The sequence below is a fragment of the Kineobactrum salinum genome (assembly GCF_010669285.1).
Classification (GTDB): domain Bacteria; phylum Pseudomonadota; class Gammaproteobacteria; order Pseudomonadales; family Halieaceae; genus Kineobactrum; species Kineobactrum salinum.
Window position 1 is genome coordinate 4534299 of the sequence record NZ_CP048711.1, and the last position, 26471, is coordinate 4560769.

Consider the following 26471-nt stretch of genomic DNA (forward strand, 5'->3'; position numbering starts at 1 on the left):
AGGCCTCGCATCAGCCCAGCAGTGGCTGGGCGAAAATGACTAGGATGATCAGCGGGCATACCAGCCGTACATACCAGGGCCAGATTTTCCAGAACAGGGTGTGCTCCACGTCCGGGCTGCCCTTGCGCAGTTCCTTCAATATTTTGTTGCGGTGCCAGACCCAGCCGACGTAGATACAGAACATGAAGCCCAGCAGGGGCTCGCTGTAGCGGGTGGTGGCTGCCACCACCAGCCCGAACAGCGTATCGAAATTGAGCAGGATGACCGTGCTGGCGACGGCTATCAGGCCGCCGATCACAACCACCGCAGCCTTGCGGCTGACACCGTGCTCTTCAATGGTATAGGCAACCGGCACCTCCAGCATGGAGATGGAGGAGGTCAGCGCGGCGATGCTCATCAAGAAGAAAAACACCACCGATACGATCACGCCGGCCAGCCCCATCGTCTCGAACAGGGCCGGCAGCACCGTGAATATCAGCGTATCTTCCGACAGCAATTCGCCGCTGGCAGCAAAGATCTCGACGCCGTTGTGCAGGGCCACATACATTGCCGGCAGCACCAGGAAGCCGGCGATCACCGCGATACAGACATCCACCAGGGTTACCAGTCCACCGAGCACTGGCAGGTTTTCCCGATCGCTGATGTAGGAGCCGTAGATCAGCATGGTGCCCACGCCCAGGGACAGGGAGAAGAACGCCGCGCCCAGCGCCTTGATGATCAGTCCCGGCGCCAGTGCCCGCTCGAAATCAGGCAGCAGGTAGACTTTCAGTCCTGCCATGGCGCCGTCGAGAGTGAGCACGTATATCACCAGCAGTATCAGCGAGACCAACAGCGTCGGCATCAAACGGCTGGACCAGCGCTCGATACCCTGCTGTACGCCCTCGGAAATGATTCCGACGGTCAGCGCCATGAACAACAGCATGAAGCCCAGGTTGCGGGTCAGGCTGAACTCCGTCAGCCACTGCGACAGCGCCCCAAATTTGAGCAGCGTGGCCAGGGCCCCGAGGCAGTGAGCAATCATCCAGCCCGCCACGATGGCGTAGAAACTCAGGATAAAACTGGCGACGATAAAGCCGATAATGCCGGTGCCCGTCCCCACCCGGCGCATCAATGCGTTTGGCGAGATCAGTCGCAGCGCCCTGACCGCATTGGCATGCGCGTGGCGGCCAATGATCAGCTCGGCCATCAGCACCGGGTAGGCGAGGGTGAAGGCCAGCACCAGGTAGACCAACAGGAAGGCAGCACCGCCATTGCTGGCAGCCTGCGTGGGAAAACCCCAGATATTGCCCAGCCCCACGGCACTGCCTGCCGCTGCCATGATAAAACCTAATCGTGAGCTGAACTCACCCCGGGAAGCTACCATAAAGGATTCCGATTCCAGATATTATTGGGGCCGGAAGTCTACCATGAAGCGATTCGCGCTGGCAGTTTATTGGGTTGACAGCTTATTGGATCGGCTGCACCACGCACTCGCGGCCGCCGTCGCTGCGGCCGCGGTTCAGTCCAAGCAGCTTCATGACCATCCGCGGCAGAAACAGCAGCACCTCGGTGGAGATATTGAGGGTGGTGGTGACCGGCGAAACCGTTACACGCGGGCTCGCCATGTCGCCCCGCAGGGTGATTTTTGACGGAATCTGGATGGCGCGGGATCGGGAGCGCGGGGTCAGGGTCATCGCCAGCGTCCGGTTGACCAGATCAAACTCACCCTCACCGGTCGCGATCATGCGCTCGGATTCCGCATAGATATCGTCACTGCGAGCGACGCCATCCACCAGCGCGAAGCGGGCCATTGTGCACTGTATCTGCGTGGACTCTTCCAGAGCGGCGCCGGAAAACAGCCAGGTGAGCAGGCTGGTGGCGAGTACATCGTAGGCCGCTCCCTCCACCGTCGCGTCCTCCAGTGCCAGCCCCACGCTGCCATTGAGCTGGGCCACCAGTTCCCCGGTAGTGATGCCCTGGGCACTGAGGCCGCCGCGCAGATTCAGCGAACCGCTGATGTCGCGCTCTATCCCCAGGTCCTGGCTCAGCGTGTTGAGCGGAATCTTCGACGCCTGGCCGGCAATGCTGAGCCCGGGGGGCTGAGACTGATATCCACGATACCACGGATTTCGGCGGGGGCGTTGTCATAGCTGAAGTCGAACTCACGCAATATATAGCGGCTCTGTTCACCGGTGAGATGGATCCTGATCGCATCGAAACGCGAGCGCTCGCCGCGCAGCACACCGAGATTGATGCGCAGGTCCAGCGGAAAACGCGGCGCCTGCTCCAGGGCCTGTTGCAGGGAGCTGCGCTCCGCCACCGGCTCCAGCCGCTCGGCGGGTTTATAGGCCTCTTCGGCGTCACTGGCAGCCTGTAGACCCAGATCCACCAGTCGCACCTGTGGCGAGTCCAGGCTGACGCTCAACCCGGTGATGGTGCCCTCAGTGTGCTCGGCCAGGGCCGATAGTGTCAGCTCCGTGTCGCCGACCTGCGAGTCGAGCGCGAGTTCTGCACTGTGATTGCCGACATTCAGGGTCAGTCCGCCACTCACCGGCGCCAGCCGCAGACCGGTCAGCTTCTCCAGCAGTGCGGTATCCGTGCCGGCATAGTCGGCTTCCAGCCTGCCCTGGTACGCCTCATCCGCCAGGCTCGCCGTTGCCTGCAATGTCAGTTGCAGCGGATCCTCTGGTGCGCTGGCCAGTTGCAGGCTGGACAGGGTGATGTCATTGCGGGAGGGGCGGGCAGTCAGCGCGAACTCGCCGAACAGCGCAGGCAGTGACTGCGCCGCCGGGGCGTCGCCCAGCAGAACCTGGGCCAGCACGGCAGGCTTGAGCGCGCTCACCCGGGTCGTCAGCTCCAGCTGCGGGTCGCCGCTCAGGTCGCGGGCGCTGCCGGTGGCATTCAGTTCGCCGATCTCACCTGCCAGCAGCGCCTCCAGCTCCAGCAGGTCGAGTTGTTGGCCGCGCTGGCGCAATTGGGCGGAGGCCGCAATGTTGCCCAGGGCAGGAACCTCGCGCCCGAGATAGGGTGCCAGCGCAGCGGTGTCCTCCACGCTCAGTTGCAGGCGGCCCCGGATCTGGTCCGGGCGAAAGTCGCGGGTCTGGGCCACGTTGGCGCTGAAGCCAGTGCCCGCCAGCGTCATCACGTCCGATTGTATCCGGGCGCTTCCCTCTGTCAGTTCCAGCGCAGCGCCATTGCCGCTCAGGCTGGCACTGGCCTCCAGCGTCAGGCCGGTGGGAGTCGTCTGCTCAAACCAGCCCGCGGGGCGAGCCAACTCAGAGCTGCTGGCCTTCAACTGCAGGTCTATACCAGTGGCTGCAGCCGGTTCCGGCAGGAGGTCCAGGTCGACTCGGGCGATCTGGCCGCCAAGCTGCAACAGCTCGCCGTCGGCGTCGCCCAACTGCCCTCGTATGTCGTCCACCCGCAGTGCGCCGCCGTCCTCCAGCAAGCGTGCTGACAGCTGCCATGGCCCCGGGTCCACAGGCACCGGTTGTGGCAGCCAGGGGTCCAGTACCGCCAGCGCAGGTGCGTTCAGGTACACGGTGAAATTGCTGTCCGCCGGCAGGCGGGTGGTGTAAAGGCTGCCGGGGCCAGAGCTGCCGTTGAGACTGATCCAGAGGCCCTCGGCGCTTTGGGTCACCACCGTCAACTGGTCCACCACGGTGGCGCCCAGGCTGCCCGACAGCGCAATACTGGCACGGACACTGCCCAGGGGTGACAGGTCCAGGTCCAGCCAGCGCAGAAAGTACTCCATGGAATCCATTTCCCCGGAGGCTATCAGGGACAGGGTCGGGTCGCCGCCGGTCTGCCCCTGCAGTTCCCCGCTGGCCTCGAAGTGGTATGCGGGCTGATTGTCCAGCTCAAAGGCTGCGCCGCTAAGGGCGAAGCCCTCGCTGTTGCCCGTCATCCGGCCCTGCAGGGACAGGGACCCGGCCAGCGGCGGCGCCTGTTCGAATGCCTTGAGCACATTGCCTACATCGCGGAAGTTGGCGTCGACGGAAAAATCGTAGCCGATGTCATCGCTGTCGGCGCGAAACTGGCCCCCGAGCCGGGCCCTGCTCTCACTGGCCGGTGCCCACAGTGTCGCTTCCAGGTTGATGCCGGCCAGGTAACTGCTGCGATCAATGGCAGCGATCGCCAGTTCCACGTCCAGCGACTCGCCCTCATAATCTGCTCCCGCCGTGACGCGAAATCCCTGGTCGGCGGTGCGTCGGCCGTGCAATGCGCGGAGCGGGAAAATCCACGCATCCCGGTCCTGGTTGATCAGGTGAACACTGTCGATGTTGACCTCACGCGGCAAATAACGCAGGTGCTGCAGCCATTGCGCCGGTGTGGGGTCTTCCGCCTCGTCATCTGCGGCAATATAGATCATCACGCTGGCGGCGGCGAGATCAGTGTGGGCCAGGTCGCCGCTCCACAGGTCACGCAGGCGGGTGTGACCGCTAAAGTCCAGCACGGTAAACAGGGGCGGGCCCTCTGCCTCAGGCTGGTACAGATGAAGCTCGGTGAAACGTATTTCGCGGGCGGGTAGATCCAGTTCCAGCCCCGCAATTTCCAGTCGCAACGAGCTAAAGCGCTGTACTCCCCACTGTGCCGCCGGCACCAGTAAATGCGGAGAGCGCAGCAATAGCAGGCCGGCGGTGAGCAGCGCCGCCAGCAGTACCACAGGCAAAATCCAGAGTATCCGCATGATCAAATAGAAATCACTACCAGAGGCCGGCAGTGTATCACGCGGGTCAGCCTGGCATCGGGCTGTGCTCACACGGACCGCCAGTACAGCTGCTAACACGGGCCTTGCCCGCTTTCAGCGCTGTGCTATGATGCCGGCCCGTCGGTGCCGGTGTTTCCGGACCAGATCGGATAGCGGGACCGGCAAACGCAGTGACCACGCCCGAGTGGTGAAATTGGTAGACACAAGGGACTTGAACAATTTGAGCCCTCCGGGGGAAACCCGAAGGTGAAGCCCGTCAAACTCGGCGAAAGCCCTGGACACCCTGCGCGTCCGAGCCAACGCCGAGCCAAGCCCCAGGCACTCAGCCTGGGGAAGGTGTAGAGAGCAGACGGCGGGCACCTAAGGCATGGCGGCAACGTGAAGGCTAGGGTGAAGGCGTGCTCCAGACCACGAACAGTATCTCGCGGGATACTGGCGGCGAAAGCCGAAGTGGTACGAAAATCCCTCGACCGGAAACGGTCGTGCCGGTTCGATTCCGGCCTCGGGCACCATTTGAACCCACCGGGAATGGCAAAGGCAATGAGATCCTGACCAGGCCCTAGGTCTCTGCATCCCCCTTGGTGGGCTGCAGGCGGCTCACCAGTTGTTCCAGGCCCTCGCTGTTGCGCAGATTGAGGTCTATCTGGCGGAATGCGATCTCGATGTCATGCTCGCGGAACTGGCGGTCGATCTCCCGGTTTATTTCATCGATTGCCTGGTTGCGGTCCATCAGTTCCCGCACATGGACGCGCAACTCATGATCCAGGGTGCTGTCGCCAAAATTCAGGAACAGCACCATCGGTTCGGGATCCCCGAGGACCCGGCTGTTGTTGCGGGCAATGTCCATCAGTAGTTCCTGGACCTTGTTCAGGTCTGAGCCATAGGCGACGCCCACGTGGATGATAATGCGGGTGACGGTGTCAGTCAGCGACCAGTTGATAAGCTGCTCGGTGACGAAGGTCTTGTTGGGAACAATGATTTCCTTGCGGTCGAAATCAGTGATGGTGGTGGCGCGTATGCGTATCCGGTTCACGGTACCGGACAGGTCGCCAATGGTGACGACGTCGCCGATGCGTACCGGACGCTCGAACAGGATGATCAGTCCTGACACGAAATTGGCAAAGATTTCCTGCAGGCCGAAGCCCAGTCCGACACCCAGCGCTGCTACCAGCCATTGCAGTTTGTTCCAGCTGACCCCCAGCGCGGACAGTCCGCTGATGATACCGATGCTGACAATGGTATAGCTGAGCAGGGTAGTGATGGCATAGCTGCTGCCCTGGCGCAAATCGATGCGGGAGAAGACCAGAATCTCCAGCAGGCCGGGCAGGTTGCGGGCCAGGGTTATGGTAAATATGACGATCACCAGCGCTACCAGTATATCGGCGGCGCTCATGGGCGTGATTTGCGGATTGTCGCTGCTGCCTGCGTTGTACTCCCACAGGGTCACGGAGTCGAGGTAGGAGATGGCGCTGATCAGATCGGACCATACCAGGTAGACCAGAACCGTAAACAACGCAAGAATGCCGAGCTTGATCAATCGCAGAGACTGTTGGTTGATCTGCTGCATGTCCATTGCCGGAATCTCAATGGCGATTTCGGCATCGTGTCCATCCCGGGCCTGGGCAGCCTCGCGCTTGCTCACTGCACGCTGATAGGCCAGGCGCCGGCCCGCCACGCTGAGGTTGCGTACTGCGGTGCCCTCCACCAACATCCACAGCACGATCAGACCCAGCGTGTAAATATAGCGGGCGGCCAGGTTCATGGCGGTGTACTGGTAGCCCCAGGCGATAATGCCCGCCAGCACCAGCGGCGTCAGGCCGAGAATCAGGGTGGCACTGACATGAACCAGCCGGGAACTGTAGAGCGGTTCGCTGCGCCACATCATATGCCACAGGATTATCCCCAGCGACAGCAGACCGATGAACATCAGTAATCGTCCGATTACGTCCTCGCCCTGCAACTCGGGCAGAGACAGGTTCAGCGTGATGATAAGGATCAGTGGCAGTACGATCCAGGCCATGTTCCGGGTCAGTCGGTGCAGGCGATCCACAACATCTTCCTGCCAGCCGAAATGCCGGGCGGCGATACCGCCGGGGTCCAGTACCCGATACAGCAGGTGCAGCACCAGCCAGATCAGGGCCAGGTGCAGGAATGCATCGCCCAGTACCGGCATGAACGGGTCTTCCGTCGTCCTCAGCAGTACCAGGCCCAGGGCTGCGAGGATCAATGGCACCGGTACAATGATCAGCGCGGTGAGTGCCAGCGCCCGGGGTGTGAGGGCAGCGCTGTCGCGGCGGAAATGGCCCACATCCTCATTGATGGCGCGCAGCCTGTTGCGCAGCCCCGGGCGCCAGAGAGTGTGCCCTGCCAGCAGGAGCAACAGCGGCACCAGCCATGGCCAGGCGTTGGCCAGAGTCCGCAGGGTTGCAGCCAGCAGGGGTTGCAGCTCGGTGTTCTGCCACTGCTTGAGGATCTGGCCCGGCAGGGCCAGCAGCCAGGCACCGTCGACCGGATGGGTGCTGGCCACCCAGAATAGCTGGTCGTCAATAGTCTGCTGCAAACTGTTGCTCAGCTGGCGCAACTGGCGCTGATTGATCTCCAGGCTGATCGCCTGGCTGAGCAGAGTATTGATAACGTTGCTCAACTGCTCCACCAGGCTGCTGCGGCTGGCAACGGCCCGCCGCAGATCTTCGCCCAGCTCCTCGCGGCGCTCTGCGGGCAGTTGCTCCAGCAATTGCGCCAGATAGGCATCAGGGTTCGCCAGCTCCTCCCGCAGATTGTTGAGTTCGAACTGGCGTAGTCGCAGATCGGCCACCCGGTCGGCAACGGTGCCCTGTAGCTGCAGCTTGGGCAGGGCGCGTTTTTGCTGGTGCAGCACCCTTGACAACAATACGCTGCCCTGCAGGACATCGATCTGCTGTTCCAGCGCGCGGTCGATCTGCTTCAGGTTGTCGATCTGCTGTTGGGTCTTGATATTTCTGGCGGTCAGCTCGCTCACACTGGTGGTGGCTTTCAGCAGTTCTTCGCTGAGCCTCTGGTTGAGGCTGCCCTGTTCGCGCAGCACTGCATGATCACTGGCCAGCAGTGCCTGATCGGCGCTCTCGGTAACGGTCTGTTCGGTCTGGCCCAGACGCTTGTCATTCAGGACGGTCTGCAGCGCCTCGATCTCGCGTTCGATCCCCCGGATCTGTTGTTGCAGGAGGTTGCGGCGCTGCTGCGTAAGTTCCTGCAATACGTTATTGGCATTCAGTCGTTCCTGCAGCAACCGGCTGTCGGCCTGCAAGCTGAGTTGCTCCGCTTCCAGCAACCGGATCTGCAGCCGGTTATTGCCGCTTTCCGGTTGCCGCTGCAGCTGCCGCAGACGTTCCGCAATGAGCTGCTCCCGGGTCTGATTCGCGGCAACCCGGGTCTGGGTCCGTTCGGGGAGCGTCTGGGCTGCTACCAGCTTGCTGTTGGCCTCGATCAATTCCTGCTGCCAGCTGAACATGCGGCTGACTTTTTCTCCCAGGCGCTCCTCCAGCACAGCCAGGCTAAGCTCCTCAAATCTGGTGCGCAGTGCAGCAGTGGAGGGTGATTCAAGACTTGCAATCTGTTGCCGGAGATCACGGGTTGTGGCGGGTGCCTGTTCCAGTTGCTGGCGCAGCTCGGCCTGCTCCTCCTGGCGAGCCTGGGCACGCTGCAGAAATACCAGCATATTCTGGTACAGCTCCTGCAGTTCCTGCTTTTCCGCAGCAGCCCGGTCGCTGTCCTGTAGCAGCTTGAGTTCTTCGCGGCTGGTGTCGATGAGCTGAGCGAGGTCCTCGGCGGCCCGGACAGGGGCGGGTAACAGGGTTTGCGCCAGAAACAGGAGGCAGTACAGCAGGGGAACAATGCGAGGCATGGGAAAATCCGGACCAATCCTGTTGCGCAGGGTAATGCCGTGCGCGACCGATGGGAAGTACCGATCTGTGGCAACAATACCGCTCAGCGCCGCGCACCCAGGTACTTCTGGCCGGCAATGCCTGTTGGTGCCTGCCCTCAGCGCTGTTATCCTTGCGCGTTGCAAGCCGCACAATCAACAGGAGACGTTCTTGGAACAGGCACTCAGGACCATGCTGTCCATGCAGGACCGGATGAATACACGCATACACCCGCAATGGGTTAGCCAGGATTTCGCCTGGTATCGGGCAATCTGGATCGAGTGCGGTGAGTTGATCGAGCATTACGGGTATAAATGGTGGAAACGGCAGGAGCCGGAGATGGCCCAGGTCCGCCTGGAGGTGATCGATATATGGCACTTCGGCCTGTCTGCGCTGTTCGCCGGCGGCGACAGCATTGATACGATGGCGGCCCGGATCGCCGCGCAGGTTGCCAATTTCGAACCACAGGGGCTCGATGTGCGATTGGCAACCGAGGCCCTGGCCCTGCATGCGCTGCAGACCAGGGGCTTTTGTCCACGTCTGTTCTGGGAGTTGATGCTCGCGTCGGGGCTGGATTTCGCGACGCTGTATTCGTCCTATGTCGGCAAGAATGTGCTGAACTTTTTCCGCCAGGACCACGGCTATCAGGAGGGCAGTTATCACAAGATCTGGCATGACCGCGAGGACAACGAACACCTGGTGGAGGTTGTCGCGGAGCTGGACAGCGCGGCGCCGGACTTCGCCGACCAGTTGTACGCCGCATTGAGCGCGCGCTACCCCGGCCGCTAGGTCGAGCCTGCCCCGTGACGACTGAGGAGGAACGGCTGTCGACCACTGCGCTGGCCCGCAAGCTGGAGATTCCGGTGCAGCAGCTGTTTGCCACCCTCCGGGACTACGGTTGGATTCTGCGCCACGGCGACAACTGGTTGCTCACTCCCAAAGGTGAATACGAGGGTGGCAGCTACCGGGACAGCAAGCGTTTTGGCCGCTACATCGTCTGGCCCGAGACGCTGGCGCAGCACCCGCTGCTCGCCGCGATCGAATCCAACCAGCGTATTAGCGCCAGTCAGATGCGGCGCTATTACCCGCGGTTGCAGCCGCGTCAGCTCAATCGCGCATTGGCGGAACTGGGCCTGCAGCAGCACAGCATTCTTGGCTGGGAACTGACCGATTTTGGCAGGCGGTTCGGCGGCCAGCAATCCGAAAGCGACAGCACCGGTGCCTTCTATGTCAGCTGGCCCCACGAAATCGTCGATCATCCGGTGATCCACCGTGAGCTGGAGCGTTTGTCCGGCCCCGAGACCGCACCGGTCGCGGCAGCAGCGGCGCAACAGGGCGATCCGCCGGACCTGTTTGCGGCGGCTCCGGCCACGGTTGCCGAGCCCCGGGATTGTTGTGGCATCGATGGTCATCGCACCAGGAGCCGTCTGCAGGCGACTGTCTGTGACTGGCTCTATCTGGCGCAACAGGCCCACGCGCTGTATCGGGCCCTGCCGGTGGAAGAGGCGCTGCAGGCCGACTTTTACCTGCCGGCCGGCAGCGTCTATATCGACTGCTGGGAGGAGACGGCACCGCCAGCGCAGCTGTCTGCCAGGCTGCGCAACAAAGCCGTGTGCAAGGAGTTGGGCCTGCGCTATCTGGAAATCAGGGCCGGCGATGCGGGGCGACTGGATGAAGTCCTGGGCCGCGGCCTGCTGGCTTTCGGCATCCGCTGTTAGAGCCTGTTAATCGTGTGAACAGTACTTCTTACAACAGGTCTATGGCCCGTGCCAGCCGGAAATCGCGTTCGCTGATACCGCCGGCATCGTGGGTGGTGAGGTAGATCTCGACCCGGCCGTAGACATTGGTCCATTCCGGATGGTGGTTCTGGGTCTCTGCCAGCAGCGCTACCTCGCTCATGAAGCCCCAGGCCTCGATAAAGGTAGGGAACACGAAATGGCGGTACAGCTTGCGCTGGTCCAGCCCCCACTCGGGCAGCTCCTCCAGGCCCTGCTCGATCTGAGCAGCGCTGAGTCGTTCTACTGGCATGGTCGCGCTCCTGGGTTCGCTCGCCTGTCAACAGTATAGTCCTGACTCAGCGGCGCTGCAGCACGACGCCACATTCCATGTGATGGGTGTAGGGGAACTGGTCGAACAGGGCGAGCCGCGTCAGTTTGTGGCTGCGGCACAGCTGTTGCAAGTTGGCCGCCAGGCTGGCCGGGTTGCAGGAGATATACACAATGGTTGGGAAACCCGCCACCATTGCCTCAGTGGCGGCGTCCAGGCCGGCCCGGGGCGGATCGACGAACACGGTGTGCAGCGCGTAGTCCGCCAGTGGCTGCGGCAGCGCCGCCAGGCGCCTGAATATCCGTTCACCGTTCATGGCCTGGGTCACTTCCTCGGCTGCCAGCCGGATCATCTGCACATTGTCGATGGCGTTGGCTTCCAGGTTCCACTGTGCGGCGCGAATGGAGATCTTTGCCAACTCGGTGGCCACCACCTGGTCGAAGTGTTGCGCCAGGGGCAGGGTGAAATTGCCATTGCCGCAGTACAGCTCCAGCAGGTCGCCGTGCAGTCCGGCGGCAGCTTCACAGGCCCATTCGATCATGGCGGTATTGACCTGCGCATTGGGTTGGGTGAAGGCCTGCTCGTACTGGCGGTAGTGAAACTCCCGGCCGTGGATCCGCAGGCGTTCGGTAACAAAGTCGCGGCCGATGACACGCTTTTGTTTGCGGCTGCGCCCCACCAGGGCAATGCCCAGCGCCGTGGCCAGCTCGCTTGCCGCCGACTCCCAGTCGTCCTCCAGCCGACGGTGGTATGCCAGTGTCACCAGGGTATCTCCGTCCAGCGTGCTCAGGAACTCCACCTGGAACAGCTTGCGCCGCAGCAGCGGTTCGCGCTTCAGCGCCGCCAGCAGCAGCGGCATCAGCGCCTGAATGCGTTCACAGGCGACCGGAAACTCGCGTACCGGTACCGGCGTGCCAGGTTCTCCGGGGCGGAACATCACATAGTCGAGTTCAGCTCCTTGATGCCAGACCCGAAACTCGGCCCGCATGCGATAGCCGGTAGTGGGGGAGGGTACGACCAGGGGCAGGGGAGGATGGAAGGGAGCCAGCAGTGTCTGCGTCGCCTCGACCTTGGCCGCCAGCAGCTGTGTGTAGTTGGCCGGATCCACATTGCTCAGGGGCATGGCGGCAGCGTCCCTGCGTCGCGGTTGCGCCACAGTTCGTGCGCCTGTTCCAGCGCCTGCTCTGCCACCAGCCCCGGCTGCAGCAACAGCAGCGCCGCGGCGGCGGTACCCAGCGTGGCGGCCAGCCCGTAGCTGTCCCGGGCCTCGCCGCGCCAGAGTGCGCGCAGCGGCGCTACCCGGGGCTCCGGCACTGCCGGTGTGCGCCGGCTGAGCTGCCGCGGCAGCAGTGATTCGCCAATCTCGTTCCCGCGCAACCAGTACAGCCGGGTATCGGCCCCGGGTTTCACTTCCACTTCTCCACTGTCACCCTTGAAGACCAGCGAGCTGTGTTGGGCCAACAGCTGATCCGCCGCCAGGTGCAGGGCTGCGTAGGCGGGGTGGAATACACTCTGGATGCTGTGGGGGGCCTGCAACGGGTTCAGCATGCGGGCAAAACTGTTGACCGGAGAACGCAGCCCCAGCACCGGCTTCAGGCCCATGATCCGATCCAGCGGCGGGCAGAACCGGGCCAGCGGCAGGTAGCTCAGACGCTGCTCCTGCAATTGCCGGCGTGCCTGTGACCAGTCCGTGGCCACCGGCAGCCCCAGTGCCTGCATGGCCTGGACTGTGTAAAGCCGTCCGGGCGTGTGCCCTTCGCTGCCGTGAATGAACACTCGGTATCCGGCCTGGACCAGCAGCAGGATGGCCAGCAGGTACCAGGGGTGCTGGTGCTTCTTGCCGGCATAGCTGGCCCAGTCCAGATCGGCCAGACCCAGTGGCCGGGCCGGGTCCATCTCATCGCGGCAGGCCTGGACAAAGCCCGCCAGTTCTTCACCGGTCTCTTCCTTGACTCGCAACAGCATCAGAAACGCGCCCAGCTGCAGTGGCTCCACCTCGTCCCGCAGAATCATGCCGAAGGCCGTCCTGGCCTCGTCCCGGGTCAGGGCGCGGGTGCCGCTCTTGCCCTTGCCCAAAATGCGCACATAGGCCGCGAAAGGGTGTTCCTGGAGTGGCGAAGACATGCCGTTTACCTACTACAAACAGTTGTCGGGCTTGGGAAGGCCGGCGATCTTGCTGCCGAGTTTGGCCGGAGAACCGGGGAAAAGACGGAGCAGATACAGGCTGTTGCCCTTGTCCGGCCCCAGTTCCCGGGCCACGTATTTTACCAGTGGTCGCATCGCCGGCGCACTGTCAAAGCGAGTGTAGTAGTCCCGCAACAGCTGCAGGATCTCCCAGTGGGCCGGACTCAGGCTGATCTGCTCGGCGGCGGCGATCTGCTCGGCCACGGCCGGTGTCCAGTGCCCAAGCTCGCGCAGGAAACCCTCCGGGTCGAATGCAGACTCGGGCAGCACTGGCGCTCAGTACCAGGCGAGCTGGCGGATGAAGCGCTCACTCAGCTCGACGAAGCCATTGTCGTCGACCAGCGTCGCACCGGGCATCAGCCGGTCAGTGACTCCCGCTGCCTGTGCGTCGGCCGCCAATACATACACCGGGGCCCCGGCCGCGGCCAGCAGTGCTGCCGCTGGCGTCGCCTGCAGCGCGGCGTAGACCCCGTCACCCAGCAGCAACAGGGCGTGGTCCGCCTGCAGCAGAGCCAGGCAGTCGCGGAAGGCGCGCTGGCCCGGTGCCTTGTTGAGTGTGTGCAGAATCACAGTCTAGAACGCCAGCACATGGTCGTGCTGCGTCAGCAGGCGCTGCAGGGCAGGGCCATCCAGCAGCCGCGCGCAGGCCGGCAACTGGTCGGCTGACAGGGCAAACTCGGTGGCAGCCTCGGCGTCGACATAAATACAGTCGATATCGTACAGTGGCAGGGAATCAATCACCTTGCGCAAATTGCGCACCCGGAGTGCCGAACAGTCCTGTTCCGGCAGCAGTTGCAGCACGCCCTCGCCCTGAAACAACAGCGCCACCGGCTGCTCGAAGGCGGCGCAGGACAGCGCGGTATCCAGCGCCGCGCGGGCCAGGCTGCTGCCCTGGTGCGCATGGCGGGAGATGACCAGTATTGACTGGCGCGGGCCGTTCACGGTTCAGGGTCCAAAACTGAGCAGGCGGTCGGAGTGCGCGATGGCATCAACCAACAGGCCCAGGCCGCCCAGCTCGAAGGCCGGGTGCATGGTGACAGCGTCGCGCTCGTAGCGCCGGGACTCGGCCGCATCCAGCAGGCCGCGCTTCAGTGCGGAACTGATGCACAGCACCAGCTCGACTGAGTGCTCTCCGGCGAGGCTGGCCCACAGTTCCAGCGGCGAGCTTTCATCCTGCGGCGTCACTGCGCTGGACAGACCATTGAGGGCGCCGTCATCCAGAAAAAAGACCCGCCGGAGCTGGTGTCCACGGCCGATCACGGCGCGGGCAAAGCGCGCCGCTGTGAGGCTGGCATGGCCGGAGGCCGGGGCGGCGGTAACGAGCAGGGAATAAATCATCCTGAAGCCAGGCTAGCTGACAGGCACAACGAAAAACCCCGGCGCAGGCCGGGGTTCGGGTGCCCTTGTTGGGCGTGGTTCAGTCATCTCCACCAAAGGCAGTGAGCAGATGCAGCATGTGGATGAACAGGTTGTAAATGCTCAGGTACAGGCTCACTGTGGCGCGGATGTAGTTGGTTTCGCCGCCATTGATGATCCGGCTGGTATCAAACAGGATCAGGCCGGACATGATCATGATCACCGCGGCGGAGATCGTCAGCGACAGCGCCGGGATCGCCAGGAAAATATTCGCGATCATGGCCACGACAGCCACCAACAGGCCCACCATCAGGAACCCGCCCATGAAGGAGAAGTCCTTGCGGCTGGTCAGTGCATAGGCCGAGAGACCGAAGAACACCAGTGCAGTGCCGCCCAGCGCCTGCATTACCAGCGCGGGACCACCGGGCATGGCCAGGTAGTGGTTCAGCATCGGTCCGATGGACGCCCCCATCACGCCGGTGAAGGCGAAGATGGCCAGCAGCCCCTTGCTGGTATCAGCCATCTTGTGGACCACGAACAGCAGACCGAAGCCCACCAGCATCAGTACCAGCGCAGCGCCCTGGGGCAGACCCACGGCCATTGAAATGCCGGCAGTGACCGCACTGAACAAAAGCGTCATACCCAGCAGCATATAGGTGTTCTTCAGCACCTTGTTGGTGCTGACGAGCGACTCCATGCCTCTCACATTGGTGTTGTACAAGCCCTTCTGTTGCATTGTCTACCACTCCTTGCGATGCACCCCGGGGTGCGTTCAAACCTTAGACCCATAATAAGGGCGAAGTTTCCAAAAACCAACCTCGATTACCGCTATACACTTGCATTGCATATGGGTATTGCCCATATTCACGCCTTGGGCGTCGCGGATTGCGGCGGTCCCCTGGGCTCCGCCTTGATTCCGCCTCGGTAACGGCGGCAACTCCCGCCTGGTCCGGTTCATTATAGCCGACTGGAGCGCTGTGACAGGACTCTTTTGTTGGCTTTTGAATCGATTGCAGTGAAAACGTCCCGCTTCGCCGTGGGCCTGCGGTCCGCGCTGGCTGGCAGCTTCCCGGGGCCAGGTTGATGGCAACCTGGCGCCAGAGAATCTCCCGGCGTCTGCCCATGAAGGCGGCAGGGGGGATGTCGACCATGGAGTCCCTGCCACAGCTGGCCCTGTTGGGTCTGCTGTCCGGGGTGGTAACCGGTATCGTGATCCTGGGCTTTCGCCTGGCGATAGAATGGCCGCTGGCGCGGTTTCTTCCAGGCCACGATCCAGAGGCCTTCGAGCAACTGGGACTGCTTACCCGCGGCCTGCTGCCACTGCTGGGTGCCTTTGCACTCGGCTTGTTCCTGCACTATCTGGCGGAGCGTGACCGTCGGGTCGGTGTGGCCTGCGTGATGCAGCGGCTTAATGATCACCAGGGCCATATTTCGCTGCGCAGTGCCGTGATCCAGTTTGTGGTGGGGGTGGGAACGATCGTCAGTGGCCAGTCCGCGGGCCGGGAAGGCCCGGCGATTCACCTGGGCGCCGCCTGTTCCAGCCTCATTGGCCAATGGCTGAAGCTGCCCAACAGCAGCATTCGTACACTGGTTGCCTGCGGTTGCGCAGCGGCCATCTCGGCCTCCTTCAATACGCCGATCGCCGGGGTCATCTTCGCAATGGAGGTGGTGATGATGGAGTACACCATCGCCGGATTTACCCCGATCATCCTCGCGTCGGTCAGCGCCGCCGTCGTCAGCCAGGCAGTCTACAGCGCGGCGCCGGCTTTCGCGGTGCCGGCCCTGAACATGAACTCATTGCTGGAAATCCCCTGGATCCTGGCGATAGCCGTGTTCATCGGGCTGGCTGCGGCCGCTTTCATATTCCTGGTGGAGCGCCTCAGCCAATACCATCGCCGACCTATCCTGCTGCGCGTGTCCCTGGCCGGCCTGGTCATGCTCCCGTTTGCGCTGCTGCTACCCCAGGTGATGGGTATTGGCTACGACACCGTCGACCAGGCCCTGCACGGAGAGCTGGGCCTGTGGTTGTTGCTGGGCGTGGGCCTCGCGAAACTGCTGGTAACGGCCATCACCGTGGGCCTGGGCATGCCCAGCAGTATCATCGGCCCCACCCTGTTCACGGGGGCCGCTCTCGGAGGCGCCATGGGCTTGATCGGGGCCCAGGTGGCACCGGATACTGCCTCCTCGGTGGGCTTCTATGCCATGCTCGGAATGGGTGCAATGATGGGGGCGGTCCTGCAGGCGCCGCTGGCCGCCCTGATGGCATTGCTGGAGCTGACCCACAACCCCAATATTATCCTGCCCGGCATGCTGGTCATTACCACGGCCAGCCTGGTGACCAGTGAATTTTTTGGCCGGAAGTCGATCTTTCAGGCCATGTTGAAAAGCCAGGGTCTGAGCTACCAGAGCTCTCCCGTAGTCCAGGCGTTGCGGCGGGTCTCGGTGGGCAGGGTCATGGACCGCAGTGTGCTGGCGGTGGAACGGAGGTTGTCACCAGCGGCGGCGGTCGAAGTGCTGGCGTCGGGCCCGAGGTGGTTGCTGCTGGACAATAATGATGAGGGCCCCGGCCACTTTTGTTGTCGGCGGATCTGGCGCGCTACCTGGAGGGAGAACGCCAGGCCGCGGAGCAGCAGGACCCGGCCGCGCCAATCGACCTGCTGGCCATTCCGGCCCAGCGGCGGGAGACGGCGCCGCTGCCCTATCAGGCAACGCTGGAGCAGGCCCTGCAGGAATTCGACAATGGCCAGGCCGAAGCACTGTACGTCTACCAATACCAGGCCCCTGGTCGCAAGCGGGTGGTGGGGGTGGTCTCCAGGGCGGACATCGAGAGCTATTATCAGTATGGCCAGTCTCCCCCGGGCGCTCGCCGCCCAGCCTGAGCGAGCAGGGGAGTATCGGCCTTGGGTACCGTTTTTTGCATACCTGTGCCTGACTGCTATGCTTGACATGGGAGCGGGGACAACCTATTGCAACGGCGGGGACATATGAAGCGCCTTCAGCATGACAGACTTGTCTTTCTTCCCATCCTGCTGTGCGGATTGTTCCCCGCGGTGGCCTCTGCATCGGGTTTCATGGTGCTGGAACAGAGCCCGTCCCGCATGGGTACCGCCTACGCCGGAACCGCATCCATCGGTGACGACCCCAGTACTGCCTGGTTCAACCCGGCAGCCATGTCCCAGTTGGAACAGGCAGGGCTGACGGTCGCCGGCAACCTGATTATGGTGGATTCCCGCTTCCATGACCGGGGCTCCCAGGCACTCGCTGGCACTGCACTGCAGCAGCCCCTGTCGGGCTCCGAAGATCGCACCGATACCCCGGTACCAGTGCCCAGTGTGTATTATGTGCAGCCACTCGACGGACGCTGGAGCTTTGGCTTTGGTCTTACAGCACCATTTGGGCTGGTCAGCGAATACGGAGACAATTGGCTGGGCCGTTACGAGGCCACGGACAGTGAGCTCAGAGTTATCAACGTGAATCCCTCACTGGCCTATCGGGTCAATGACAGTCTTTCCGTGGGAGTGGGAATCAACTACCAATGGGCAGACGTTACTCTGGAGAGCCAGGTCGATGCCTTCAATGCCTGCCTGGGCGCGGGTGGGTCGGTGGCCGGGTGCAACGCCGCGCATCAGGGTCCTGCCAATCAGGCGGCGGACAGTGCTGCCGAAATCAGCGGCAACGACCGCGATATCCTGATCGACCTGAGTCTTCACTGGCGCCCGGGTGAGCGCACCCGGGTCGGCGCAATCTGGCGCGAGGGCGCCAACTACAGGCTCCGGGGAGAGGCCGATTTCGACCCGTCTGTCAGCTGCGCCCAGGATCCATTCTGCAGCGCCGCACTGGCGGCAATGGCGGGTCGGGTCAGTGCCGGTGCCGCGTTACCGGACACATTTACGGTGAGCGCATCCCATGCGCTGGACGAGCGCTGGGAGCTGCATGCCGACATCGCATGGACAGGCTGGGGCTCGCTGCGAACGATCGAGATAGTCAACGACGCAAGCCAGCTTCCGGTCAGCGTGCTGGAACTGAATTACGACGACACAATGCGCTATGCCCTGGGGGCCAGTATGCAGCAAAATGAATCCTGGACCTGGCGGTTCGGGGTGGCATTCGACGAGGCTCCCCAGTCCGCAGCACGGTATACCACGCCGCGGATTCCCGACGCTGACCGGATCTGGGCCACCGTCGGCTTCAACTACTCACTGCGACGCAACCTGTCGGTGGATGTCGGCTACGCACACCTGTTCGTGGACGACTCGAACATCGATTCGAACAGCCAGGGACACCAGCTTACCGGGGAATTCGAGAGCAGCGTCGACATCCTGGGAGTACAGGGTACCTGGCATTTTTGATGGTATGCCAACAGGCGCCGCTTGAGGCGGTTTCCTTTATTTTTCCACCAGCAACAGGTTATTCTGCAGCGCCTTGATCCTGACTGGTTACCATGAATCACCTGGCTCACGCACTGCTGGCGGGCACTGACCCCGAATCCCTTGTTGGCAACATCGCGGGCGATTTTGTCCGGGGGCGATTGCAGACCCTGCCTGTCAGCGACGGGGTGCGGGCGGGCATCCAGTTGCACCGGCAGGTCGATGTCTACACCGACGCTCATGCCGTACCGGCGCGCCTGCGCGACCTGTTCCGGCCCGGGATGAGGCGCTATGCGGGGATCATCCTCGATGTCGCTTTCGATCACTTTCTCTGTGTACATTGGCACCGTTTCAGCGGCCAGGGCCGACGTGAGTTTATCGACGGCGTCTATGCCACCCTCACAGAACACGGCACCAGCCTGCCCGAGGAGCTGGCGGCACTGCTGCCGCGCCTGATCGAGGTCGATTGGCTGGACCGCTGTATCAGCCTGGACGGCGTGGAACAAACCCTGTGCAGAATAGCTGCCAGACTGCGGCGGGGCAGCCCGCTGCCGGGGCCATGGCGGATATTGAACAGCATTACGCCCCGCTGGAGGAGGGCTTTTTGCAATTCTTTCCGGACCTGGTGGCATTCACGGCTTTGCGTACTAACCCGGATCTGATGGGCGAGACCGCGCCCGACAGGAACGGGCGTGAGCGCTTGGCCTTTAGTTGAAGCCGGAATTCACCAGGCCCCGCAGGGCCTCGTCGAAATGCCGTGACAACGCTTCGGTGGCTTTGGCGGTGTCACGCGCAGCGATGGCGTCTGCGATGGCCGCGTGCCAGTCCATCACGGCGAGCCGTTCTTCGGGTTTGGTCCGCGCCTGCCAGACAATGGGATTGGTCTCGCGCATCGCCGAGGTAAGTGAAGATATCAGCACCGGATACAGGGGGTTGCGGGTGGCTTCGGCAATGGTGAGGTGAAATTCGATATCGTGCTCGGTCATGGTCGCGATGTCGCCATGCGTTTCACGCATCAGGCCAGCCAGTTCCTCCAGCCGCCGGGCAGTTCGCTCGCTGCGGTGCATGCAGGCCAATGCAACCGCCCGCATCTCAATCGACCGGCGTATGTCCCATATTTGTTGCACAGTGACCTGCTGGGTGCGCAGTCCGTGGCTCAGGGTGAGCGCCATTACTGAACCGTCGAAGGCGTGTACCCGAGCGCGCCGGCCCGAACTGACCTCGATGATATTCATCGCGGCCAGTGCCTTGAAGGCCTCCCGCACGACGGTTCTGCTGACATTCAGGAGCTGGCCGAACTCCCCTTCGCTGAGTATCGGGTCGCCCACACGGAGCTGGTTGTCCCGAATGTAGGTAATCAGTGCCTTGACCACATTCTGTACCAGTGTTTCCGGTTGCGGGTCCGGGCTTTCCTTGGCACTGCTCACATGACTGTTTCCTGAACACGGGATAAAGAGGTCGCCGACAAGTGCGGGGAGAACGACGCAGCCAATCATATCGACAGGAGTCCGAGCGGACAATGGGTATCTCCCTGTAAACGAATAGCTGACTGCAAACCTATAATACAGGTTGACTATAACCAATGCTATCAGTAGCCTGTCCATCCCTGATTACAAGAACAGGTGAGTGCGGGCCATGAGATGGGCTGGTCAGAAGGAGTGGGGCTTTTCCACTGGAGCGAGAACAATACTGGCAGCCGCCTGCTGCTATGTATCCCTGGTGGGATGTGCCCCGGAAAGGGCTGTACTGGCGGCGCCCGCGGGGGGTGAGTCCGGCGCGGGACTGGCAGAAGCTTGCCAGACCCTGCTGCCCCAATCTCCCGGCAGCGCGGTGAGCCTGGTGGAGGCACGTCTGGTCACGCCTTCCGCCGCGGGCCGGGAATACTGCAAAATCACTGCCGCGCGGATTGATTCGGGTCTCAAGTTCAATGTCTGGCTGCCCACCCGTGACTGGAACAGCAAGTTGGCCTTCATTGGTGGTGGCGGCTTTGACGGGGTATTGCTGGACGAGAAATTCGAGCTCGTTTTCAGCCCGTCAGTGCTGGACGACGGCTATGCCATCGCCTCCACAAACGGGGGGTACGACAAGCCCGCGAGCTTGAATCCCCTGACCTATTTCAAGGCCGAATTCGCAGCTGACCCGGAAGCGCGGGCCGATTTCATGTATCGCTCGGAGCAGCGGGCGCTGCCCCACATCAAGCAGCTGGTGGAGGGCTTCTATGGCTCCGGGCCCCGGTTCAGCTACTTCGAAGGCTGTTCCATGGGGGGCCACGACGCGCTGTTGCTGGCGCAACGCGAGCCCGAGGCCTTCGACGGCATCATTGCCCGCGCTCCCGCCGGTAACGTGGTCGGCCTGTTCATGCAGTTCAATCGGATAGCCGCCCATATGCGCAATACCGATTCTGCGCTGAACACAGACCAGCAAGCCCATCTGGCCCGGGCCGTATTGGCCCGCTGTGACGCAATGGATGGACTGGCGGACGGCATTATCGCCAGGCCAGAGGCCTGTGATTTTGAGCCGGCCTCGCTGGCATGCGGCAGTTCTTCCCACCCGCATTGTCTGGCGCCGGAACAGGTCGCCCTGGTGGAACACATCACCACACCCATGGCGCTGGGCGCGGAGGCAATCGTGCATCCGGGATTCCATTTTGGCGGCGAGGACCTCACGGCTGGCTGGGGGCAGTACATCTGGCCCGGGCTGCTCGGATATACCGTCCAGGGGCTGTTCTCAGACGGCTTCATCCGCTCGTTTGTCGCCCAGGACCAGAACTTCGACACGGCGAGCTGGGAGCCGGAACGGTGGCTTGACCAACTGCAGGAGATCGCCGGTCAGTTCAACGCGACCGATCCCGACCTCGGTGCACTGCATGATCGGGGGGCGAAACTGATCCTGTGGAACGGCACCCTGGACAGCTCGGTCAGTCCTCGCGATACCGTGAATTACTATCGGGCCGTGGTGGAGACCATGGGGGTCGAACGCGCCGACGAGACCCTCGAACTGTTTCTGGCACCCGGGGTCGGGCACTGCAGGGGTGGGCCCGGGCCCGATCGGGTCGACCTGATGGAAGCCCTCTCAATGTGGGTGGAGCAGGATACACCGCCGTCCCGGCAGGCGCGGGTCCTGACCCGGCGTGACGAGGCGGGAGAGATCCAGGCCACTTTGCCCCTGTGCAAATTTCCAGCCTATCCCCGCTATCGCGGGGAGGGCGACCCCGCGTTAGCGGGCAGTTACAGCTGCCACGAGGATTGACCGGACAGCGACGCCAGACCATCTCAACTTTGCAGGAGAAAAGTATAATGCAGAACTTCAAGTACAACCCCCGCTGGACCGCGCTTGCACTTGCGGCTGCCACCCTGACCCCGGCAGCACTGGCGCAGGACGGCAGTGCGAATGCACCTGACCGCGTGCCTGCCGCCGGTGCGCTGGAGGAGATCGTGGTGACCTCGCGCCGCAGGGAGGAGAGTCTCGCCGACGTGCCGGTTGCCGTGACTGCATTCAGTGCCAGCCAGCTCAATGCCCTGCAGATTTACGCGGTCAAGGACATCGCCGCCTACAGTCCCGGCCTCAACATCAACTCGGATTCCGTGGGGCGCGCCTTCGTGTCCATTCGTGGTGTGGGTACCACCTTGATTGATACAGTGCAGCCCGGGGTCGGTATCTTTATCGATGGCATCTACCAACCCAACACCTCCTACCTGAACAGTCCGCTGCTCGATGTCGAACGGATCGAAGTATTGCGTGGTCCCCAGGGCACTCTGTTTGGCAACAATACCCTGGGGGGTGCGATCAACGTCATCACCCAGCAGCCCGGCAATGAATTCAGCGGCCGCGCGAGTGCGGCCTACGCCGGCCCTGACGATTTCCAGTCGGCCTCACTGAGCGTGAGCGGCGCACTGCTGCCGGATGTGCTGCAGGTGCGTGCAGGCGCGGCCTTCCACCGTCACGACGGTTTTATGGAAAACCTGCTGGTGGGGGGCGAGGGCAATCCGCTGGAGCAGAACAGTGCCAATGCGACCATTGTCTTCCGTCCGCTCGATACAGCCACCTTCACTCTCAACACCCGCTATGACGAAGTGGAGGGAGGCTCGACGCCCTACCGCTGGGTCGAGGGCCCGACTGACTACCAGTACAGCGCTCTGTCCAACCTCAATAGCATAGCCACCTACGAGTACAAAAGCGTGGATCTCACGGGCGAATTCGATCTCGCTGCACTCAATAGCACGCTCACAGCTACCGGTGCTTTTTACCGGCGGGACAACCATGGCGACAACGATGGCGACTATGGCCCCATGGATTTTGTGCGCCGCTACAGCGAAAGTCGACTCGACACCAGTACGCTGGAGGTCCGCTTCGATACTGAATTCAACGACCGGCTCTCAACCCTGGTGGGCGTATTCCTGAACGAATCCGAGACCGAGGCCTCCCTGCTGACGACGGTGGTGCCGCTGGGTGTGACCGCGCCCAGCGCCAGCAGCGCCGAAAGCGAGGCCCTGGGCATTTTTGCGAACGTGTTTTACCGTTTCAGTGATTCGCTGGAGCTGGCGGCGGGCCTGCGTTACGACCGGCAGGAACTGGAAGGTTCGGCCGCAACCACGGCCGACACCTACAAGGCCAACGAGTGGCAGCCCCGGGTCTCCCTGACTCGGTTCTGGAGCGAGGAGCTGATGACCTATGCCTCGGTGGCGCGCGGGTTTCGCGCCGGCGGCCAGAATGGTCCCGGCGCACCCAACCTGATCTACCAGGGCGACTCTGTCTGGACCTATGAAATAGGGTCGAAGGCGCAGCTGCTGGATCGCAAACTGACCCTGAACCTGGCGGCATTCTACAATGATTATTCCGACTTCATCGGCCAGAATGCGATCGCACCGAACCAGGATATACCCGAGTCCTTTGTTACCATTGACCTGAACACCGGCGATGTCGAGAGCTATGGCATCGAAGTCGAGGCTCATTACACACCGACTGAGCGCTGGCTGTTCGACGCCAGCCTGACGCTGCTGCACGCACGGGTCACGGACGATTCCGCCTTCCGTGAAACCACCGGCTTCGCACTGCCCACCGACAGGATCCTGTTTACCCCGGACTGGAACTACTATTTGGCCGGCCACTACGTATTGCCGGTGGGAGACAACAGCCTCACCTTCAACCTGGGCCTGACCGCCAAGGGCGAGCGCGAGGGATCTTCCCTGAGTGAGACATTCTCACCCACACTGAAGGCCTACTACTTGCTGGACGGCTTCGTTGCCTATCAGCATGGCCGCTTCGAAGTGGCGCTGTTCGGCAAGAACCTGTTGAACGAAGAGTATTTTGAGTCCTATATCGATCAGTCCCTGTTGCAGCGCGCCGGTTTGCCGCCCGCGTTGGTGTCCAGTCTGGGTATTCCCGGTCCGGAACGGCGCGTGGGCCTGCGGGTCAGCATGGAGTTCTAAATGCAAAGCTTCCTTGAACAACTTCGTACCCTGGTCGGCGCCGACGCCGTGGTGGAGGGCGAGGCACTTGCAGCGCGGGCCTCCAGCTACTGGGACCCCGCACCGCTACGGGCGCTAGCGCTGGTCCGGCCACGCACTAGTGCCGAAGTCAGTGCGGTCCTGAAGCTGTGTCATCAGCACGGCCAAAGCGTGGTCACCCATGGTGGCCTGACTGGCTGCGTGGATGGTGCGGTAGTGAATGAGCGCGATCTGGTTCTGTCGCTGGAGCGCATGACGGCTATTGAGGATATCGATACTGTGGGGCGCACGGCCACGGTTCAGGCCGGTGCGGTTCTGCAAACAGTACAGGATGCTGTGGCCGAATTCGGCCTGCTCTTCCCACTCGACCTCGGCGCGCGGGGCTCCTGCACGATAGGCGGCAACGTGGCAACCAACGCCGGCGGGATCAGTGTCATCCGCTATGGCATGATGCGCGAGCTGGTGCTGGGACTGGAGGCCGTACTGGCGGATGGGACGGTTATCTCGTCCCTCAACACCATGCTGAAAAACAACGCGGGCTATGATCTCAAACAGTTGTTTATCGGTACCGAGGGCACGCTGGGTGTGGTTACCAGGGTCGTTCTCAAATTGAAGGAGGCACCGGTCAGTGTGAATACAGCATTGGTCGCTCTCACCAGCTTCGAAGCGGTCTGTGACCTGTTAAAAAGCCTGGAACGGACCCTGGGGGGGAATCTCAGCGCATTCGAAGTGATGTGGGGCGCGTATTTCCATGCGGTCACCGAACCCGGTTGGCACCGCCCCCCGATGTCCAGGGACCACGCCTACTATGTCGTGCTGGAGGCGCGGGGCGCCGATGCGAGGGCCGATAACCTGCAATTCATGACCGCGCTGGAGCAGGTACTGGAAGATGGCATGGTGGAGGACGCCATTATTCCCAAATCAGTGGCGGAACGCGACGCGCTGTGGTCGATTCGGGAGGATTTTGAGGCAATTACTGCGCACGACCCGACCTTTCTTTATGATGTCAGCCTGCCCATCAGGCACATGGCCAGCTATGTCGATGAGGTCAAGAGCAGGCTTCAGCAACAGTGGCCTGCAGGTCGATGCTACGTTCTGGGCCATATCGGCGACGGCAACCTGCACCTGTTCGTGAGCCCGGGGGAGGGTGATCGCAACCTCCATCCCCTTGCCGACGAGGCTGTGTATCAGCCGCTGATGCCTCTGGGTGGCTCTGTGTCAGCCGAACATGGCATCGGCCTGGAGAAAAAATCCTGGCTCGAGCTGAGCCGCAGCACTGGGGAGCTTGCGCTGATGCGGCTACTGAAGCGAACACTGGATCCACAGACTCTGCTCAACCCGGGGAAAGTGTTCGATGTCTAGTGCGCGGGCATCCCATCGGCTTTCCCGAGGGCGCCGCTGAGATGTTTCTGAAACTCTTCCCGCTATGGGCACCGCTGGCGGCACTGGTGGGCTTCCTGGGAGCACCGCTACTGGCGTCCTGGGGCGGGGCGATTGTGCCGCTGCTGATGTTGGTAATGCTGTGCATGGGGCTGACCCTGAAGCCGGTGGACTTTGTCGCCCTGGGAACCTGCAAACGTGCCTTCCTGGTGGGGATGTTGCTGCAGTTCACGGTGATGCCATTGGCGGCGCTGCTGATCGCGACCCTGGTTGATCTCGGCCCGGAGCTGACCATCGGCCTGGTACTGGTGGGGAGCGTGGCGGGAGGTACCTCGTCCAATGTGATGACCTATCTCGCCGGTGGCAACGTTGCGCTGTCGGTTTCCATGACCGCCTGCTCGACGCTGGCGAGTACGGTAATGACGCCACTGCTGCTGGCCTTCCTGGTCGGTTCCAGCGTACAGGTGCCCGCCGCGGAGATGATGCTGAGCCTGGTGCAAATCATCCTGCTACCGGTGGGTATTGGGGTACTGGTCAACACACTGGCAGCGGGCGCGATGACAACGCGCTTGCACGCAGCGCTGGCGCCACTGTCGGTAATGACGATCCTGCTGATCATAGCCATCGTCGTGGCCATCAATGCGCAGCGGGTGGCCGAGGTCGCGGTGGTCGTAGTGCTGGCCACCCTGGCCCACAACGTTACCGGCCTCACCCTGGGTTACCTGACGGCCCGTCTTGTCGGCTTTGACAGCGTGATCTGCCGCACCATAGCCATTGAAGTGGGCATGCAGAACTCGGGGCTGGCAACGGCTCTGGCATTGAAGTTCTTCACTCCGCTCAGTGCGTTGCCGGGAGCGATCTTCAGTGTCTGGCTGAATATTACCGGCTCCGTGTTTGCTTCGGTGATGACCTGGTCGGATAGCCGCAAGCCCCGGAAATGATCGAAAGTAATCCACGCGCCTGTCCTGTCTGCACCACCTGCCGACGCCGAGGGAGACCTCTGTCCGGGGCAGGCTGGACGTAAAGGCATACCAACCCCGACGTAGCCGTGGCGAGTAAGCTGTGGCAGCCATTGCAGCTGCGCCCAGCCGATGTCCACGAG

General features: G+C 62.4%; 22 protein-coding genes. 9 read left to right on the forward strand and 13 right to left on the reverse strand.

Annotated features, from left to right (window positions below; genetic code table 11):
* Positions 1-10: 10 nt before the first annotated feature.
* The 4 genes from G3T16_RS20255 to mscK form a co-directional block, all read right to left on the reverse strand.
* On the reverse strand, positions 11-1363 hold the full coding sequence (locus G3T16_RS20255; RefSeq protein ID WP_163496805.1) for a sodium-dependent transporter: 1353 nt from the start codon (positions 1361-1363) through the stop codon (positions 11-13).
* An 82-nt stretch (positions 1364-1445) separates the two neighbouring features.
* A complete protein-coding gene (locus G3T16_RS20260; protein WP_163497204.1) occupies positions 1446-2063 on the reverse strand; it encodes an AsmA-like C-terminal region-containing protein in 618 nt (205 codons plus the stop codon).
* On the reverse strand, positions 2024-4741 hold the full coding sequence (locus G3T16_RS20265; protein ID WP_163496806.1) for a hypothetical protein: 2718 nt from the start codon (positions 4739-4741) through the stop codon (positions 2024-2026). The genes G3T16_RS20260 and G3T16_RS20265 overlap by 40 nt, the downstream gene beginning before the upstream one ends.
* Before the next feature lie 508 nt (positions 4742-5249).
* Positions 5250-8570, reverse strand: a complete 3321-nt coding sequence (mscK, locus tag G3T16_RS20270; protein ID WP_163496807.1) for a mechanosensitive channel MscK — start codon at positions 8568-8570, stop codon at positions 5250-5252.
* Between the two features lie 190 nt (positions 8571-8760).
* Between mscK and G3T16_RS20275 the strand changes: the two genes are divergently transcribed.
* Both G3T16_RS20275 and G3T16_RS20280 read left to right on the forward strand, forming a co-directional pair.
* On the forward strand, positions 8761-9378 hold the full coding sequence (locus G3T16_RS20275) for a dUTP diphosphatase (RefSeq protein WP_197911780.1): 618 nt from the start codon (positions 8761-8763) through the stop codon (positions 9376-9378).
* Positions 9379-9392: 14 nt separating this feature from the next.
* Positions 9393-10307: a hypothetical protein gene (locus G3T16_RS20280; protein WP_163496808.1), complete on the forward strand. Its 915-nt coding sequence runs from the start codon at positions 9393-9395 to the stop codon at positions 10305-10307.
* A 28-nt stretch (positions 10308-10335) separates the two neighbouring features.
* On the opposite strand, the gene G3T16_RS20285 is transcribed toward G3T16_RS20280, so the two are convergent.
* The 8 genes from G3T16_RS20285 to G3T16_RS20320 all read right to left on the reverse strand — a co-directional run bounded on the left by G3T16_RS20285 (position 10336) and on the right by G3T16_RS20320 (position 14911).
* Positions 10336-10617 (reverse strand): 4a-hydroxytetrahydrobiopterin dehydratase, encoded by a 282-nt coding sequence (locus G3T16_RS20285; RefSeq protein WP_163496809.1) that lies wholly within the window; start codon positions 10615-10617, stop codon positions 10336-10338.
* A gap of 46 nt (positions 10618-10663) precedes the next feature.
* A complete protein-coding gene (gene trmA, locus G3T16_RS20290) occupies positions 10664-11758 on the reverse strand; it encodes a tRNA (uridine(54)-C5)-methyltransferase TrmA (protein WP_163496810.1) in 1095 nt (364 codons plus the stop codon).
* A complete protein-coding gene (locus tag G3T16_RS20295; RefSeq protein ID WP_163496811.1) occupies positions 11749-12759 on the reverse strand; it encodes a glycosyl transferase family protein in 1011 nt (336 codons plus the stop codon). Before G3T16_RS20295 ends, trmA begins: the two co-directional genes overlap by 10 nt.
* A gap of 12 nt (positions 12760-12771) precedes the next feature.
* Positions 12772-13089, reverse strand: a complete 318-nt coding sequence (locus tag G3T16_RS20300; protein ID WP_163496812.1) for a TusE/DsrC/DsvC family sulfur relay protein — start codon at positions 13087-13089, stop codon at positions 12772-12774.
* Positions 13090-13095: 6 nt separating this feature from the next.
* Positions 13096-13389 carry a sulfurtransferase complex subunit TusB gene (gene tusB, locus G3T16_RS20305; RefSeq protein WP_197911781.1) on the reverse strand — a complete coding sequence of 98 codons (294 nt, stop codon included), beginning with the start codon at positions 13387-13389 and terminating at the stop codon, positions 13096-13098.
* A 3-nt stretch (positions 13390-13392) separates the two neighbouring features.
* A complete protein-coding gene (gene tusC / locus G3T16_RS20310; RefSeq protein ID WP_163496813.1) occupies positions 13393-13761 on the reverse strand; it encodes a sulfurtransferase complex subunit TusC in 369 nt (122 codons plus the stop codon).
* 3 nt (positions 13762-13764) lie between these two features.
* Positions 13765-14157 carry a sulfurtransferase complex subunit TusD gene (gene tusD / locus G3T16_RS20315; RefSeq protein WP_163496814.1) on the reverse strand — a complete coding sequence of 131 codons (393 nt, stop codon included), beginning with the start codon at positions 14155-14157 and terminating at the stop codon, positions 13765-13767.
* 79 nt (positions 14158-14236) lie between these two features.
* Positions 14237-14911 carry a Bax inhibitor-1/YccA family protein gene (locus G3T16_RS20320; protein ID WP_197911782.1) on the reverse strand — a complete coding sequence of 225 codons (675 nt, stop codon included), beginning with the start codon at positions 14909-14911 and terminating at the stop codon, positions 14237-14239.
* Positions 14912-15258: 347 nt separating this feature from the next.
* On the opposite strand from G3T16_RS20320, the gene G3T16_RS20325 reads away from it, so the two are divergent.
* The 3 genes from G3T16_RS20325 (at position 15259) to G3T16_RS20335 (ending at position 19204) form a co-directional block, all read left to right on the forward strand.
* Complete coding sequence (locus tag G3T16_RS20325) at positions 15259-17163, forward strand: chloride channel protein (RefSeq protein WP_197911783.1); 1905 nt, start codon at positions 15259-15261, stop codon at positions 17161-17163.
* On the forward strand, positions 17160-18524 hold the full coding sequence (locus tag G3T16_RS20330) for an OmpP1/FadL family transporter (RefSeq protein ID WP_163496815.1): 1365 nt from the start codon (positions 17160-17162) through the stop codon (positions 18522-18524). The genes G3T16_RS20325 and G3T16_RS20330 overlap by 4 nt, the downstream gene beginning before the upstream one ends.
* 92 nt (positions 18525-18616) lie before the next feature.
* Positions 18617-19204 carry an acyl carrier protein phosphodiesterase gene (locus G3T16_RS20335; protein WP_163496816.1) on the forward strand — a complete coding sequence of 196 codons (588 nt, stop codon included), beginning with the start codon at positions 18617-18619 and terminating at the stop codon, positions 19202-19204.
* Between the two features lie 45 nt (positions 19205-19249).
* On the opposite strand, the gene G3T16_RS20340 is transcribed toward G3T16_RS20335, so the two are convergent.
* Positions 19250-19969 (reverse strand): FadR/GntR family transcriptional regulator, encoded by a 720-nt coding sequence (locus tag G3T16_RS20340; RefSeq protein ID WP_163496817.1) that lies wholly within the window; start codon positions 19967-19969, stop codon positions 19250-19252.
* A gap of 208 nt (positions 19970-20177) precedes the next feature.
* Here G3T16_RS20340 and G3T16_RS20345 point away from each other — a divergent pair, with 208 nt between their 5' ends.
* Genes G3T16_RS20345 through G3T16_RS20360 form a run of 4 tightly spaced genes read left to right on the forward strand, consistent with a single transcriptional unit; the run spans position 20178 to position 26310 of the window.
* Positions 20178-21791 carry a tannase/feruloyl esterase family alpha/beta hydrolase gene (locus G3T16_RS20345; protein WP_163496818.1) on the forward strand — a complete coding sequence of 538 codons (1614 nt, stop codon included), beginning with the start codon at positions 20178-20180 and terminating at the stop codon, positions 21789-21791.
* A gap of 47 nt (positions 21792-21838) precedes the next feature.
* Positions 21839-23971, forward strand: a complete 2133-nt coding sequence (locus G3T16_RS20350; RefSeq protein WP_163496819.1) for a TonB-dependent receptor — start codon at positions 21839-21841, stop codon at positions 23969-23971.
* Complete coding sequence (locus G3T16_RS20355; protein ID WP_163496820.1) at positions 23972-25351, forward strand: FAD-binding oxidoreductase; 1380 nt, start codon at positions 23972-23974, stop codon at positions 25349-25351. It abuts the gene before it with no gap.
* A complete protein-coding gene (locus tag G3T16_RS20360; RefSeq protein WP_232059187.1) occupies positions 25351-26310 on the forward strand; it encodes a bile acid:sodium symporter family protein in 960 nt (319 codons plus the stop codon). Before G3T16_RS20355 ends, G3T16_RS20360 begins: the two co-directional genes overlap by 1 nt.
* Positions 26311-26471 lie beyond the last annotated feature (161 nt).